This is a genomic window from Brevundimonas sanguinis, assembly GCF_029636725.1.
In the GTDB taxonomy this organism is placed as follows: Bacteria; Pseudomonadota; Alphaproteobacteria; order Caulobacterales; family Caulobacteraceae; genus Brevundimonas; species Brevundimonas sanguinis.
Genome location: NZ_CP116770.1, coordinates 757338 through 771074, shown reverse-complemented (window position 1 = coordinate 771074; position 13737 = coordinate 757338). Strand labels below are relative to the sequence as shown.

General features: G+C 65.5%; 18 protein-coding genes and 1 tRNA gene. 18 read left to right on the top strand and 1 reads right to left on the bottom strand.

The genetic code is table 11. The annotated features are described in order from the left end of the window. Positions 1–76 precede the first annotated feature (76 nt). The 15 genes from PIB44_RS03865 (at position 77) to PIB44_RS03795 (ending at position 9227) form a co-directional block, all read left to right on the top strand. Positions 77–153: transfer RNA gene (locus PIB44_RS03865), tRNA-Met, on the top strand. 224 nt (positions 154–377) lie between these two features. Then, positions 378–710, top strand: a complete 333-nt coding sequence (locus PIB44_RS03860; RefSeq protein ID WP_278070476.1) for an HNH endonuclease signature motif containing protein — start codon at positions 378–380, stop codon at positions 708–710. A gap of 138 nt (positions 711–848) precedes the next feature. Beyond that, on the top strand, positions 849–1280 hold the full coding sequence (locus PIB44_RS03855; RefSeq protein ID WP_278070475.1) for a P27 family phage terminase small subunit: 432 nt from the start codon (positions 849–851) through the stop codon (positions 1278–1280). Beyond that, on the top strand, positions 1246–3066 hold the full coding sequence (locus PIB44_RS03850) for a terminase large subunit (protein ID WP_278070474.1): 1821 nt from the start codon (positions 1246–1248) through the stop codon (positions 3064–3066). The genes PIB44_RS03855 and PIB44_RS03850 overlap by 35 nt, the downstream gene beginning before the upstream one ends. Beyond that, positions 3066–4298 (top strand): phage portal protein, encoded by a 1233-nt coding sequence (locus PIB44_RS03845; protein ID WP_278070473.1) that lies wholly within the window; start codon positions 3066–3068, stop codon positions 4296–4298. The genes PIB44_RS03850 and PIB44_RS03845 overlap by 1 nt, the downstream gene beginning before the upstream one ends. A gap of 13 nt (positions 4299–4311) precedes the next feature. Next, positions 4312–5001 carry an HK97 family phage prohead protease gene (locus PIB44_RS03840; RefSeq protein WP_278070472.1) on the top strand — a complete coding sequence of 230 codons (690 nt, stop codon included), beginning with the start codon at positions 4312–4314 and terminating at the stop codon, positions 4999–5001. Positions 5002–5012: 11 nt separating this feature from the next. Continuing rightward, positions 5013–6233: a phage major capsid protein gene (locus PIB44_RS03835; protein ID WP_278070471.1), complete on the top strand. Its 1221-nt coding sequence runs from the start codon at positions 5013–5015 to the stop codon at positions 6231–6233. A 78-nt stretch (positions 6234–6311) separates the two neighbouring features. Then, the gene (locus PIB44_RS03830) at positions 6312–6548 is read left to right on the top strand and encodes a hypothetical protein (RefSeq protein WP_278070470.1); all 237 of its coding nucleotides are present in this window, start codon (positions 6312–6314) and stop codon (positions 6546–6548) included. Continuing rightward, positions 6548–6859, top strand: coding sequence for a head-tail connector protein (locus PIB44_RS03825; RefSeq protein ID WP_278070469.1), 312 nt, complete (start codon positions 6548–6550; stop codon positions 6857–6859). The genes PIB44_RS03830 and PIB44_RS03825 overlap by 1 nt, the downstream gene beginning before the upstream one ends. 11 nt (positions 6860–6870) lie before the next feature. Then, complete coding sequence (locus PIB44_RS03820; RefSeq protein ID WP_227157672.1) at positions 6871–7116, top strand: hypothetical protein; 246 nt, start codon at positions 6871–6873, stop codon at positions 7114–7116. After that, the gene (locus PIB44_RS03815; RefSeq protein WP_278070468.1) at positions 7103–7462 is read left to right on the top strand and encodes a head-tail adaptor protein; all 360 of its coding nucleotides are present in this window, start codon (positions 7103–7105) and stop codon (positions 7460–7462) included. The genes PIB44_RS03820 and PIB44_RS03815 overlap by 14 nt, the downstream gene beginning before the upstream one ends. Beyond that, entirely contained in the window at positions 7455–7874 is a 420-nt protein-coding gene (locus tag PIB44_RS03810) for an HK97 gp10 family phage protein (protein ID WP_128719377.1), read from the top strand. The genes PIB44_RS03815 and PIB44_RS03810 overlap by 8 nt, the downstream gene beginning before the upstream one ends. Further along, the gene (locus PIB44_RS03805; protein WP_278070467.1) at positions 7871–8275 is read left to right on the top strand and encodes a DUF3168 domain-containing protein; all 405 of its coding nucleotides are present in this window, start codon (positions 7871–7873) and stop codon (positions 8273–8275) included. Before PIB44_RS03810 ends, PIB44_RS03805 begins: the two co-directional genes overlap by 4 nt. A gap of 62 nt (positions 8276–8337) precedes the next feature. Further along, positions 8338–8775, top strand: coding sequence for a phage tail tube protein (locus PIB44_RS03800; protein ID WP_278070466.1), 438 nt, complete (start codon positions 8338–8340; stop codon positions 8773–8775). After that, positions 8775–9227, top strand: a complete 453-nt coding sequence (locus PIB44_RS03795) for a gene transfer agent family protein (RefSeq protein ID WP_278070465.1) — start codon at positions 8775–8777, stop codon at positions 9225–9227. Before PIB44_RS03800 ends, PIB44_RS03795 begins: the two co-directional genes overlap by 1 nt. Positions 9228–9337: 110 nt before the next feature. On the opposite strand, the gene PIB44_RS03790 is transcribed toward PIB44_RS03795, so the two are convergent. Continuing rightward, positions 9338–9637, bottom strand: a complete 300-nt coding sequence (locus tag PIB44_RS03790; RefSeq protein ID WP_278070464.1) for a hypothetical protein — start codon at positions 9635–9637, stop codon at positions 9338–9340. A gap of 54 nt (positions 9638–9691) precedes the next feature. On the opposite strand from PIB44_RS03790, the gene PIB44_RS03785 reads away from it, so the two are divergent. Genes PIB44_RS03785 through PIB44_RS03775 form a run of 3 tightly spaced genes read left to right on the top strand, consistent with a single transcriptional unit; the run spans position 9692 to position 13733 of the window. Continuing rightward, a complete protein-coding gene (locus PIB44_RS03785; RefSeq protein ID WP_278070463.1) occupies positions 9692–12481 on the top strand; it encodes a tape measure protein in 2790 nt (929 codons plus the stop codon). Beyond that, positions 12478–13071, top strand: a complete 594-nt coding sequence (locus PIB44_RS03780) for a hypothetical protein (RefSeq protein WP_278070462.1) — start codon at positions 12478–12480, stop codon at positions 13069–13071. The genes PIB44_RS03785 and PIB44_RS03780 overlap by 4 nt, the downstream gene beginning before the upstream one ends. Further along, a complete protein-coding gene (locus PIB44_RS03775; RefSeq protein WP_278070461.1) occupies positions 13071–13733 on the top strand; it encodes a hypothetical protein in 663 nt (220 codons plus the stop codon). The genes PIB44_RS03780 and PIB44_RS03775 overlap by 1 nt, the downstream gene beginning before the upstream one ends. Positions 13734–13737 lie beyond the last annotated feature (4 nt).

Below are 13737 nucleotides of genomic sequence, written 5' to 3'. Positions count from 1 at the left end.
GATCTGCACATCCTCGCAGACCCACAACAACACCCGCCACGCCTCTCAACGATGCGCACCGGGCGGGTTACTCTCCGCCTTCGTAGCTCAGCCGGTTAGAGCGCCCGCCCCATAAGCGGGAGGTCCGGGGTTCGACTCCTCGCGACGGCACCACCCTCGCCACCGCACCGGACACACAGCACCGTTAATCTAGCGCAAAGCCGGAGAGCGAGTGGCGAACCCTCTTTCAACCGCGTCTTCCTCCGCTGGGCCTCGTTCGGACGGGGCAGCGTAACCACGGCTGACCTTAGGCTGAGAAAGCACCCGTGACGCGGCGGTCTCCGGGCCGGTGAATGCGGGGAAGGTCGGTCACGTCCGAAGAGATTGGAGGCGGAGCGATGGCCCGTCGTCCTGACCACATCGCCTCCCAAGGCACCCAGCGCCTAAGGGGCCGCAGAGGCGTAGAGCAACGTAAGCGCCGCCTCGCCGCCGAGCCCCTGTGCAGGGACTGCATGGCCAAGGGGATCATTACCGCCTCGACGGTGCCCGACCACATCATCCCACTGAGCCAGAACGGCCCAGACACCGACGACAACATCCGCTGCCTCTGCGCGGACTGCCACACCATCAGGACTAGAGAGCAGTTCGGCCAGCGCCAGGTCAGCCCTGTGGGCATGGACGGCCGGCCACTCGACCCGAACCATCCGTGGAACCGGCCCGCCCCCGCCTGATGCCACCCGCTCGCAGGAGGGAGGGGGGGCGTCGAAAGTCCAGAGCCCGTCGCTCGGACACCGGCGGCCAAGGTCCGTTCGCACCGAAATGGATTTTCAAACATAAAAGTTGGAGGCACCCCGTAGGGGTGATGCTGCATGAACGTAGTGCCGGGGACGGGCGACATCGTGCCGGAGCCGCACTGGCGCATGCTCCTGACGGATGACCTGGAGGTCGAGGCCGCTGGTGAACACTGGCGCCGGATCACCGCGGAGATGCGCGAGAGGGGCATCCTGTCGCCGTCGAACGGCCACGCGATCCAGCGGCTGGTTCTGGCCTACGTGATCTTCGATCGTTGCTCGCGTGAAGTCGCCGAGCATGGGGCTGTGTCGAAGCCGAAGCGGGGCAACCCCAAGGCCATCGCGCGGATCAGCCCACACTTCACAGCCATGCGGGAGGCCGGGTCGGACGCCGAGCGTCTGGAAGCAGAGCTGGGCCTGTCGCCGCGCCGCCGGGCCGCTGCCGCGAAGGTCGAGAAGAAGGCGAGGACCGCCCGTGCCTCCGACGCGTATCTCACAGTCGCCAAGTGACCCGACGAGCCGGTGGGCTGCTGATGTCGTCGCCGGCCGGATCGTTTCAGGGGAGCTGGCTCAACAGGCCGCCGAGCGTCACCTTCGCGACCTGAAGGACGGGGCGAAGCGTGGGCTTTACTTCGACGAGGCGGCGGCGGCGCGCGCCCTGGGGTTCTTCCCCGCGGTGCTGTCGATCACGGCCGGCGCGATGGAGGGCAAACCCTTCACGCTGCTGCCCTGGCACCAGTTCACGGTCGGGTCGCTGTTCGGCTGGAAGATGCAGAGCGGCCGGCTTCGGTTCCGGCAGGCGTGGCTCGAGACGGGAAAGGGGCAGGCGAAGTCGCCACTGATGGCCGGCATCGGCCTCTACCTGATGGGCTGGCACGGGGTGAAGCGCTCCGAGGTCTATGCGATCGGGCAGGATCGGGCGACGGCCAACGTGCTGTTCAAGGACGGCGTGGCCATGTGCCGGGCCAACATCCCCGACACCCCGGAGGACGAAACCGACAGTCTCGTCAGCAGGGGCGAGGCGATTATCCGAGGCGAAGGCGACAACGCCTGGAAGATCGAGCACCCGGAGACCGGATCAAAGTTTCAGTCACTGGCGAACGGCGAGGCGATCTCGGGTCCCAGGCCGACGGCGGTGCTGGCCGACGAGATCCACGAGTTCAAGTCGGGTGCTTCGATCGAGACCTGGCAGCGCGCCATCGCGAAGATGCCGGGCGACGCCATGATGCTGCTGGGGACCAACACCCCGGCGACGACGCAGATTGTGGGCACGGCCTACAGCGATTTCTTCCAGAAGGTGCTCAAGGGCGACGTGAAGGATGACGAGGCATTCGCCTTCATCGCTCGCGTCGACAAGGCGGATCGGGAGACGATCTTCGACAACGAGGCGGCGTGGGTGAAGTCGCTGCCCGCTCTCGGCATCACCTTCCCGGTCGAGAACATCCGCGGCGAGGTCAACACGGCGAAGGTGCGGCTTTCGACGGCCATGTCGGTGCGGCGCCTCTACTTCGGCATCCCGACCGGCGCCGTCGACTTCTGGATCGATGAGGCGGCCTGGGCGGCGGTCCAGGGCGAGGTGAACCCGGACGACTTCAGGGGCTGCCCCTGCTGGCTGTCGCTGGACCTGTCGAAGAAGAACGACCTGACCGCCCTGACGGCGATCTGGCTTAAGGACGGGAAGCTCTACGCCAAGACCTGGTACTGGACCACGCGGGACGGACTGGCGGATCGGGCCAAGGAAGACGGCGCGCCCTACGAAGAGTGGGTTGAGGCTGGCCACCTGACAGCTGTGCCGGGCGCGGTGATCGACAAGACCTTCGCGGCCGCCGAAGTCGCCCAGCTCGTCGCCGAACACGACGTCCAGTTCCTGGCCTTCGACCCGGCCGGCATCGCCGACTTCATCGACGCCTGCGACGACATCGGCTTTCCGGTGTGGCGCTGGAAAGGGCCGGACGAGCCGGAGGGCGAGGGCCTGAAGCTGATCGCGCACGGCCAGGGCAAACGGGTCGTGTTCGGGGATCGACAACTCTGCATGCCTCGCTCGGTCGAGCGGCTTGAGGACGCGATCCTGACCAAGGCCATCACGGTGGACGCATCCCCTGTGACCTACATGTGCGCGGCGAACGCGGCGCTGGACCACGACGGGCAGAACAACCGGGCCTTCGACAAGAAGCGCTCACGGGGCCGGATCGACGGCCTTGTCACCTTGGCGATGGCGACCGGCGCCGCGCTGTATGCCGAGAAGAAGGAGGCGGGATGGAACGACTACCTCGCCAGCCTGGGGGTGCCGGCTTGATGCTTCGGGCGCTCTGGCCGTTCAGCGCCAAGGGCGACACGCGTGAAAGGTTGTCGCTGACCGAGCAACGCAGCCGCGTCGGCGACATCGACGCGGGCGTGCCGGTCAACGAGACGACGGTGCTGAACCTCTCGGCGGCGTGGGCCTGCGTCAACCTGCTGGCAGGTACGATCGCCTCGCTGCCGTTGATGGTCTACCGCACCGACGCCAAGGGCGACCGGACCGTGGCCAAGGACCATCCGCTGTATCGGGTTCTTCACGACAGTCCGAACCTGGATCAGACCGCCATGGACTTCTTCGAGGGCGGGGTCGCCGCTCTCGAACTGCGGGGCAACATGCATGCCCGGATCGGCAGGCTGGGCGACCGGATCGTCAGCCTATCCCCCATCGCCAGGCCCTCGGTCCGGCGGACATCATCGGGCGACCTGCGTTACACCTGGAGCGAGGACGGCAAGCATTACGACGAGCCCGCCGAGAATATCCTGCACGTGCGGGGCTTCGGCGGATCTCCGCTCGGTGGGCTATCAACCATTGCCTTTGGCCGGCAGGTCTTCGGCGTCTCTTCAGCCGCGAACCTGAGCGCGGCCCGGACCTTCAGAAACGGCGCCCGCCCCGGCATCATTCTCTCCTTCAAAGAGTGGCTGAAGAAGGAACAGCGCGACCCGCTTGAGAAGGCGCTGGAAGACAAGTTCACCGGCGCCATCAACGACGGGCGGCCCTTCATCGCGGAGGGCGGCACGACGGTTCAGACGCTCGGCTTCTCGCCCGAAGACACCCAGCTCCTGGCATCGCGTGGCTTCGGCGTTGAAGAGGTCTGTCGCTTCTTCGGCGTGCCGCCGCACATGGTCGGCCACACCGAGAAATCTACCTCTTGGGGGACGGGCCTAAAGGACCAGACCGAAGGCTTCGTGAAGTTCGCCCTGCGCAAGCGCCTGAAGCGCATCGAGCAGGCCATCATGAAACAGTTGCTGACCCCGGCGGACCGCGCGGCCGGCATCGTGGTCGAGTTCAACCTAGAGGGCCTTCTCCGAGGCGATAGCGAGGGTCGCGCCGCCTTCTACGAGTCTGGCCTGCGCAACGGCTGGACCACCATCAACGAGGTGCGCCGTCGCGAGGGGCTGCCTCCGGTGGAAGGCGGCGATGTCCCGCGCATGCAGATGCAGAACGTCCCCATCACCATGCAGATGCCCGGCAAGCCGATTGGCGACATGCCGGCGCTGACGGCCGAGTAGGAGGCCTCCCTAGATGCAGACCAAGGACTTCGACCTCGACCTCAAGGAGGTCGGGGATGACGGCACGTTCGCCGGATACGGCTCGATCTTCGGCAACGCTGACAGCTACGGCGAGATCGTCGAGCCCGGCGCGTTCACCGCCAGCCTGCGCGCGCACGCCAAGGCCAAGACCATGCCGATGATGCTGTGGCAGCACGACACCTGGCAGCCCATCGGCGTCTGGACACTGATGGAAGAAGACCAGCGCGGCCTCCGGTGCGAAGGGCGTCTGCTCCTTGGCGTGAAGCAAGCTGACGAAGCCCACATCATGCTGAAGGCAGGCGCCATTCGCGGCCTGTCGATCGGCTACCGCGAACTGGCCGCCGAGCCTGACGGCAACAACCGGCGCCTGAAGAAGCTGGACCTGCGAGAGGTCAGCATCGTGTCGTTCCCGGCGAACGACAAGGCGACGGTCACGTCTGTGAAGGCAGAGCGCGCCGCCGATTTCGTGCGGCGACTGCGCGACGGCGAGCCGCCCAGCACCAAAGAGTTCGAGGACATCCTGGGTGATCTAGGGGTCCCGAAAGCCCTGCGGGCAGGCATTGCCTCCCACGGGTACGCCAAGGCCATCCGGAGTGAGTCCGGGGGCATCGATCCAGCCGTCAAATCAGCCATGACCGACCTGCGGGCGGCGCTGGACGGCTTCCTCAACCCCCGGACCTGATGGAGACCCCAATGTCCGAAGCTCAAGAAATGGAAACCCTCGTCAAGGACCTGAAGCAGGCCGCCGACGACGTGAAGAAGGTCGCGGAGACCACCCAGACCGAGGTCAAGAACCTGGGCAAGGTGACCGACGAGACCAAGCAGAAGGCCGACGAGGCACTGGTCAAGCACAACGAGATCAGCGAGCGCCTGTCGGTCATCGAACAGAAGATGACCCAGCCGACCGGCCGCGACGACGAACGCCAGAAGTCGGCCGGTCAGATGGTCGCTGAGAGCGATGAGCTGAAGAGCTTCATCGCCGGCGGCGGCAAGGGCCGGGTCAGCATCGCAGTCAAGGCGATCATCTCGTCCCTGACGACCGACGCCAACGGTTCGGCCGGCGACCTGATCGTGCCCCAGCGCGTGGACGGCATCATCACGCCCGCCCAGCGTCGCATGACCATCCGCGACCTGCTGACGCCGGGCGACACCGCGTCGAACGCCATCCAATACGTGAAGGAAACCGGCTTCACGAACAACGCTGCGACGGTGTCGGAAACCTCCGGCTCGACGAAGCCGCAGTCGGAGATCAAGTTCGACATCGTCACCACGCCCGTCACGACCATCGCCCACTGGGTTCTGGCGACGAAGCAGATCCTGGACGACGTGCCGCAACTGCGGTCCTACATCGACGGGCGCCTGCGCTACGGCCTGGAGTACGTCGAAGAAGGCCAGATGCTGAACGGCGGCGGCACCGGCACCGACCTGAACGGCATCTACACTCAGGCGACGGCGTACTCCGCTCCGACGACCCTCCCCGGCCCGGTGACCAGCATCGACGTGCTGCGCCTGGCGATGCTGCAGGCGTTCCTGGCCGAGCTTCCCCCGACCGGTCACGTCCTGCACCCGACCAACTGGGCCGAGATCGAGTTGGTCAAGGACTCGACCGGCCGGCACATCATCGGCAATCCGGTCAACGGCGGTCCGTCCACCCTGTGGCGCCTGCCAGTGGTCGAGACCCCGGCCATGACCGTCGGCAAGTTCCTGACCGGCGCCTTCAAGCTGGGCGCGCAGATCTTCGACCGCGAAGAAGCCAACGTCGAAATCTCGACCGAGGACAGCGACAACTTCCGCAAGAACCTGGTCACGATCCGCGCCGAGGAACGTCTGGCCATGGCCGTCTACCGCCCGGAAGCCTTCATCAAGGGCGACCTGGCTGCGGCCATCACCGCTTCGACCGCCACCGGCGGCTGATGCTGAGCGCCCCGGCTTCGGCCGGGGCCTCTTTTCCCGAGCGGCCGATCACCGACCGTTCCGGCAAGGAGAACACCGATGAAACTCTATGCTCTCGATACCGTGCAGATCACGTCCGTGAAGACGCCCGATCCCCTGTTGGCCGGCGAGGCGTTCGAAGTCGACGACGAGGCCCTGGCCGAGCAGTTGATCGACCGCGGCCTGGCCAGCAAACAGGCGCCCGGCGAGAAAGCCGCGCCGTCGCCGAAAAACAAGGCTGAGCCGGCGCCGGCGAACAAGGCCGAACCGAAGCCGGCCAACAAGGCGGCCGCCTGATGTTGAACGTCGTCGTCCTGACGGCCGGCCCGCTCTTCGACCTGGCCGAGGCCAAGCAGCACCTGCGGATTGATCACAGCGACGACGATAGCCTTATCGAGAGCTACGCCGACGCCGCCGTTCTGTCCTGTCTGGACTTCTGCGACCGCAAGCTGGTGCCGCAGGGCGCGGAGCCCGCCTTCAAGGCGGCGGCGTTGCTGACCATGGCCGGGCTCTACAACTCGCGGGAGTCCATCATCATCGGCGCGATCGTGGCCCTGAACCCGGCGGTCGAGAACCTGCTGCGCCCCTACCGCATCATTCGCGTCTGAGGAGACCCGCCATGCGCGTTCGCTTCACCGAACCCTACGACTACACCCCGAGCGAAGAGCCCCGCGTGCTGATCGCTTTCTCCCCGACTGGCGGGGCCGAGAAGGACGGCGCCTATACCGTCCGCCGGGAATGCGGCGAGGCCGCTGTGAAAGCGGGCAAGGCGGTGGAGATCGCCCCGGACCCGCTCGACCACGACGGCGACGGCCGCAAGGGTGGATCGCTGCCGAAGGCGAAGAAGACCAGTGCCGAAGCCTAAGGGCGCCGGCGACCTTCGCCATCGGGTCAAGTTCCAGCGGCGCTCTGAGGGGGATGACGGGTACGGCAATCCGATTCAGGGCTGGGTCGATCTGGACATTTCGCGCGCCTGCAGCCTGACCCCGACACGGGGCGGCGAAACCGTTCAGGCCGGGCGCGTCTCCGGCACGGCTTCATGGGATTGCTGGGTCCGCAATGACAGCGGTACGCGCTCTCTGCGAACTGGCGACCGCGCGGTCGATACACGTGATGCCGGTCGGACCTTCAATATCGTCTTCATCGGCGACATGGACGGGGACCGCGCCTGGCTTCTGATCCAGATGAAGTCCGGGGTGGTCGATGGCTAAAGGTGGCCTTGAAGGCGTCGAGCGTCTGGCTCGCAAGCTGGCCCGCATGACGCCGGCCGTTCGCAAGGCGGCAGGGCAGGAAGTATTCATGCAGGCCGAAGAGATGGCCGCGCAGATGAGATCGATCGCCCCGCGGGCGGATGAACCGAACGACGGCGAGAAGGTGCGCGATCATATCCACGTGGAAGAAGGCCGCCTCGGGGATGTCAGCTATGTCGTGATCAGCGACGCCAAGGATGCCAAAGGGCGCCCAAAAGCGGCCCGCGTCGAACTTGGGCACAAGGCCAGCAACGGTCGCCATGTCGAGCCCTCGCCTTCATTCTATCCTGTCGTTCGGTCCAGCCAGAAACGAGTGAAGCGCCGGATCACCGCAGCGATGCGCCGTGCGATCAAGAAGGAGGCGGGCCTATGATCGACGCCCAGCTTCCCCTCCAGGCCGCGACCGTGGCCGTCCTGAAATCTGATCCCTCTGTTTCGGCCATCATCGCCGGTCGAGTCTTTGATCGCGCACCGGCGGAACCGGGGCCAAGCTACATCACTCTGGGCGCCTCGCAGTCTGTCGACGATAGCGACGCCTGCCACAGCCTCGTCACCTGCTTCATGGACGTAGACTGCTGGTCTGTGGCCGTCGGCTATCCCGAGGTGAAGCGACTAGGCGCTGCGGCTGCGAAGGCGCTGGACGCCGACCTTACCGTCACAGGCTTCCGCATCGTCATGCGCCGCGTCGAGCGCGTGATCTATCAGCGCGAAGCAGACGGGCTGACCAGCCGGGCGATCATTCGCCTGCGCTACGACCTTCAGGCCACGGCCTGACACAAACCCGGCATCCGCCGGCCAACCGCCCCTAGCGGGCTTCACGACAAGGAGGGTCCGCCATGCCGGACAACTACGTCGAGGTCGTCTCCGGCGAGTCGATCCTCGTGCAGATCGGCGATGGCGCCGATCCCGAAGTCTTCGCCCATGACTGCCTGATCAATGGATCGCGCGCTCTGAACATGACGGCGAACGTGACGGAACAGACCGTGCCGAACTGCACGGATCCGTCGAAGCCGGACAAAACGGTTCGTCGCGTCGACAACACCGACAGCACCATTTCAGGCGAGGGCAAGCTGCATTCGTCGTCCACGCTGACCTGGCTGAACCGTATCGGGACGGTGCTGAATATCCGCGTGCGTCAGGCGGGTGTCTGGAGGGTTGCGGGCGAGTACATCCTGACCGAATTCAACATCACCGGCCAGGCGCGTGAATACGCCACGGCCTCGGTGACGCTGGTTCAGGCCGATGCCCCGACCATCAGCGCGGACGTTCCGTAATGAGCCGGGCCGCCCGCTTCACCGGCGCCTTCGGCGACGGCAAACATGACTTCCAACTCAATATCGCGGAGCTGGAAGAGCTGCAGGAACTGACCGACGCCGGTCCGGAAGAGGTCTTTCTGCGCGTCACCGAGGGCCGGTGGCGGGTGGCCGATATCCGCGAGACGCTCCGACTTGGCCTGAAGGGCGGCGGTATGGAGCCTTTGCGCGCTCGCGCGATGATTGATCGCTATGCCGCCGCCGGTGCGCTGGCCTCACACAAGACGCTGGTCTCCGCGATCCTGGCGGCGGCTATGCTCGGTGCGCCGGACGAGGACGATGCGTCGGGGGAGACGGAGGGGGAGAGCGACCGCTCCCCCGACGAAAGCTCCGGTTCGCAAACTTCTACGAAATCGGGGGCGCCCTCGGCTTCACGCCGCAGGAAGTCGGCCGCTGCTCCATCTGGCAGCTGATGGCCGCCTATCGCGGCTGGCGGAAGGCCAACGGCAGCGATGACAAAGGTGCTGCACCGTCTGACGCTGAGTTCGAGGCTGCGGTAAAGGCTGGGGTATAGGCCGTGGCGCTACTGGGCAGACTCATGTGTGACGCCCTCGCACCGGTCATTTTCGTCAAACAGGAGAGCGATGTGATAACCGCCCGCCTGGTTGACCATCTGCCATTGCAGTAGCGTTTTTCCGTCCCCTACAGCGCTGACCGATTGAGGCGCGCCCACGGAGCTGATGATTTCAGCACGGGACCGTCCGGAAAGATCGCCCAGCGCCGCGAACTTTTGCTGAAGGCTTCCGATCTGGGACCCAGCGACCATCGCGCCGATCACTCCTGCAAGCACAACCGCCCCGATCCCGATCCAAATAAATTCCACAGCGCATCCTCCTGCCAAGGCCGCGCAAAGTAGCAGCGTTTATCGGAGGCGCCAGTGGCCGAAGAAATTGACCGCCTGCTTGTCCGAGTTGAAGCCAATGCGGCTCAGTTCGAAGCGCAGATGAAGAAGATCAACAAGGCGCTGTACGGTTCGCAGTACGCGACTCAGCAGGCGCTGAAAAAGATCAAAAGCGAAACGGCAGCCGCCGCGCCGCAGATGTTCAAACCCATCGGCGACAGCTTCAAGCGCGAGATGGCGGGGCTTGCTTCTGGTTTGGCTGCGGCCTTCACTACCCAGCAGGTCATCAAGTATGCCGACGCCTACACCTCGCTCCAGAACCGCCTGAAAGCCACAGGCCTCGCAGGCGAGGCGCTTAAGCGGGTCGAGGATAGCCTGTACGAGACGGCCAACCGCAACGGCATCGCCGTGGCGGCGACCGCAGAGCTGTATCAGCGCGCTACTATGGCGAGGGACAATCTGGGCGCCAGCGAGCAGCAGCTTCTCGACCTAGTATCCGGCACCTCCGCGGCCCTGAAGGTCCAGGGAACGTCGGCCACCGAAGCGAGCGGCGCTCTGCTGCAGCTAGGCCAGCTTCTGGGCGGCACCAATGTCCAGGCCCAGGAATACAACTCCTTGATCGATCAGATGCCCGTACTGCTTCAGGCGGTGGCGAACGGTTCTGATCGCTTCGGCGGGTCAATCAACAACCTGACCAAAGCCGTGAAGGACGGGAAGGTTAGCTCGCGCGAGTTCTTCAATGCAGCGCTGATCGGCCTGAGAGCGGTGGAGACCCAGGCGGGATCCGCCACGGTCACGGTCAGCTCTGCTCTGCAGACCCTGAACAACGAGCTTGGCCGGTTCGTAGGACAGACTGACGCCAGTCTTTCGATCACCGAGCGAATGGCGCAGGCGATCCTCGTCCTCGCCCGCAATCTGGACACGGTGCGGGACGCCGTGACTGTCGCCGCGACAGTCATTGGCACAACGCTCGCGTCACGGGCCATCGGAGCCGGGATCGTCAGCTTTACAGCTTTGCGAGCGCAGATTGCCTTGACGAACGTCCAGTTGATGGCGACGGCGCTGCAATCTGGCGTGGCGGCTGGCGGCATCACGCGGCTCTCGGTCGCTGGCGCTGCCGGATCCGCCTCGATGCGGGGGCTTTCCGCCGCGATGGCCTTTTTCGGCGGCCCCATTGGCTTGGCTATCACCGGTCTAGCTGCAGGCGTCGCTCTGCTTGCTGTCAACTCAGGCCGGGCCGCCCGCGAAGCGAAGGAGTTGGCGGACGAGGTTGCTCGCCAAGCACGGGAAGCGGGACTGGCTGCAGAACAGACGGCAAGCCTCAAGGGCGAGATAACGGCAACACAATCATGGGCCGCCAGTCTTACCGGAGAGGTTCACAAGCTGGCAGACGCCCACTTCCGTGCCGCGGCTGGCGCGAAAGCTCAGGCTATTGAAACTGCCCGCCTGCGTTTGGAGGAGGCCAATAAGACCCTCAGCAAAACGCAGGAGGCTTACACCCGGCGCCAGCGCAACGATCAGGGCCGGGCCGCCGCCCCTGCTAGCGCCTATGTCGACGCTTATGGCCGCCCCACGGGCGAAGCATCTCTCACGGCCGCCCAACGGACAGTGAGTTCTGATGAGTTCAGAAACCTGACCGGCCAGACGGCGACCGTGCGCGCGTTGACTGAAAACCTGAACAGGATGCTCAACACGCCCTTGGAGCAATTTTCGCCCGCTGGCGGGGGTGGAGGCGTTTCTGACGGCAAGGGGAAGAAGGGCTCAAAGGCATCGGGCCCTTCGCCTGAAGAGCTTGCCCGCCAACGGGAGCTGCTATCGCTTCAGCGCCAGATCGAATTGCTTCGAGCGCAGGGGAACGATGACGCCGCGCGTGCCAAACAACGCGAACTCGATGTTCTCAACCTCACGAAACAACTGACGGATGCCGGCGTCTCGAATGCCCAGGAGGCTGCAAAGGCGCACGTCGGAGCGGTTGCAGCCGCAGAGGACGCGGCGAGGGGCCTGGCAATCCTTTGGGAAGGCAACCAGAAGGCCCTGGACGACCTTGAGGCTGCTAACCAGCGCTCGAACGATCAACTCCTCGATCGCCTCGGCTATGAGGCCGAATTAGCCCGTCTTCGGGGCGATCCCGTCGCCGTTCAGGCCAAAGAACGTGAGCTTTGGATTGAAGAGCGGATCAACGCACTTCTGTCTCTCCGTCCAGGCCTCACCCGCGATGCAGCGCGCGGGATTGCTGAGCAAGACCGCGGTGGATTGGACGTCGCCGCCCGCGACGGCGAGCGCAACTATCAGGCCCGCAACATGGCGCGGGACTTCGTGGACGTGCTGGCGTCCGACAACTGGGCGGAGGCGGCAGGTAGGAAGTTCCGCGACGCCGCCTTCGACAACCTTGAAGACCTGCTGGCCACCCTGTTCTCCGGTATCACCGGCGGCCAGGGCGGCGGAAACTCGATCGGGTCGATGATCGGTTCCGCTCTCAGGAACCTGATCCCCGGCTTCTCGGCGGGTACGCGCAGCGCGCCCGGCGGCCTGTCCTACGTCCACAAGGGCGAAGTGCTGGCCAACCTGCCGAAAGGCACATCGGTCATTCCGGCGCACGCCGTCCGCGCGATGGGGGCGCTGACCGGCCAGGCGCAGTTGCGCGCGATGCCGGCGACCCAGCCTGCCGTCGTGAAACTGGTGGTGGACGAGGGTGCGATGTTCTCCGCCCGCGTCGCCGAAGTGTCTGGACCGATCAGCGTCCAGACGACCGTGCAAGGCGTCGCCACCGTCCAGGACCAACAGCGCACCGCCAATATGCGCCGCAGACAGAGCCTTGTCGGATGATCGAACTTCCTGCCTGCCCTCCGATCAAGGAGGCGGTTCCTCGCTACGTCAGCTTCGGCGTCGACCAGGACCCGATCCTGGGCGGCCCGCAGTCGAAGGTGCTGCGCATGGGCGACCGCTGGGCCATCGACGTGGAGACCTATCCGGCCGAGTACGCCGAGCATGGGATGAAGTACCTGTCTCGGCTGGTGCGCGGCCTGAAGGAGACGGTGCGGCTGGCCTTCCCTGAGCCGGGCGTGAAGCCCCGGTCATATGGGGCGCCGGTTGTCGCCTCGGCTGGATCGGCGGGTACGTCGCTGCCTGTCAGCGGCCTGATCCCCGGCGACGTGATCAAGGAGGGCAAGTTCTTCAGCCTCGTCATCGGAGGGCAGTCCTACCTCTACCAGGTCGCCGTTGCGGACGTGACCGTCGGCGGCGGCGGCACGGCGACCTTGCAGATCGAGCCGATGCTGCGGCGCCAGCCACCGGCCGGAACCGTCCTGGATTTCGAGCCCAAGATCGAGGGGTTCGTCCAAGGCAACGAGCAAGCCTGGAACACGAGCCGGTCCAAGTACCTGCCGTTCCGCTTCACCATCAAGGAGCGCGCCTGATGTCCATGTCTCCGGCCATGCTGGCCGCGCTCCAGGCCCGCAATCCCCTGCTGGCCCATTTCCTCGAAATTGAACTGCCCGGCCGAACGATCCGGCTGCTGGACGGCTCCGGCTTCGCGAGATGGGGCGATAAGGTGTTCACGGCCGAGGACGCCGACTTCGGCAGGATCGCCGGCTTTGGCGAGTTCACCGAGGCCGAGGGGACGGAGGCGCCCCGGCAGACCGTGCAACTGCTTCCGACCGGCAATGCCGCCATCGCGGCCCTGACCGCGCCCAGCGCCCAAGGCTCGCCCGTCACCATCTACGCCGCCGCCATCGATCGGCAGACGGGCCAGGTCATCGGCGAGCCGGACGTGCGCTTCGTCGGTGAGTTGGACGACGCCGGTTTCAACCACGCGCAGAACTCGTCCTTGCTGGAACTGGAGCTGGCGACGATCTGGGAGCGCCTGTTCGACGATAACGAGGGCCACCGCTGGAACGACGCCTTCTGGACCTACCTCTACGGCTCCAACGCCCGCGCGTTCCAGCACGTCACCAACGCCGGCAAGAAGCTGTTCTGGGGCTACAACGGCCCGTCTTCGGGCTCGGGCGGGTCATATGGGGGCGGCAACGGTTCCATCGGCGGCGGCCCCGGCTCTGGTTTCGAGCAGGCCATCAAATGACAGA

Bases quoted from the DNA above. Each gene is read 5' to 3' on its own strand.
- PIB44_RS03860 (WP_278070476.1), top strand. From the start codon at position 378: ATGGCCCGTCGTCCTGACCACATCGCCTCCCAAGGCACCCAGCGCCTA.
- PIB44_RS03855 (WP_278070475.1), top strand. From the start codon at position 849: ATGAACGTAGTGCCGGGGACGGGCGACATCGTGCCGGAGCCGCACTGG.
- PIB44_RS03845 (WP_278070473.1), top strand. From the start codon at position 3,066: ATGCTTCGGGCGCTCTGGCCGTTCAGCGCCAAGGGCGACACGCGTGAA.
- PIB44_RS03840 (WP_278070472.1), top strand. From the start codon at position 4,312: ATGCAGACCAAGGACTTCGACCTCGACCTCAAGGAGGTCGGGGATGAC.
- PIB44_RS03835 (WP_278070471.1), top strand. From the start codon at position 5,013: ATGTCCGAAGCTCAAGAAATGGAAACCCTCGTCAAGGACCTGAAGCAG.
- PIB44_RS03830 (WP_278070470.1), top strand. From the start codon at position 6,312: ATGAAACTCTATGCTCTCGATACCGTGCAGATCACGTCCGTGAAGACG.
- PIB44_RS03825 (WP_278070469.1), top strand. From the start codon at position 6,548: ATGTTGAACGTCGTCGTCCTGACGGCCGGCCCGCTCTTCGACCTGGCC.
- PIB44_RS03820 (WP_227157672.1), top strand. From the start codon at position 6,871: ATGCGCGTTCGCTTCACCGAACCCTACGACTACACCCCGAGCGAAGAG.
- PIB44_RS03810 (WP_128719377.1), top strand. From the start codon at position 7,455: ATGGCTAAAGGTGGCCTTGAAGGCGTCGAGCGTCTGGCTCGCAAGCTG.
- PIB44_RS03805 (WP_278070467.1), top strand. From the start codon at position 7,871: ATGATCGACGCCCAGCTTCCCCTCCAGGCCGCGACCGTGGCCGTCCTG.
- PIB44_RS03800 (WP_278070466.1), top strand. From the start codon at position 8,338: ATGCCGGACAACTACGTCGAGGTCGTCTCCGGCGAGTCGATCCTCGTG.
- PIB44_RS03795 (WP_278070465.1), top strand. From the start codon at position 8,775: ATGAGCCGGGCCGCCCGCTTCACCGGCGCCTTCGGCGACGGCAAACAT.
- PIB44_RS03780 (WP_278070462.1), top strand. From the start codon at position 12,478: ATGATCGAACTTCCTGCCTGCCCTCCGATCAAGGAGGCGGTTCCTCGC.
- PIB44_RS03775 (WP_278070461.1), top strand. From the start codon at position 13,071: ATGTCCATGTCTCCGGCCATGCTGGCCGCGCTCCAGGCCCGCAATCCC.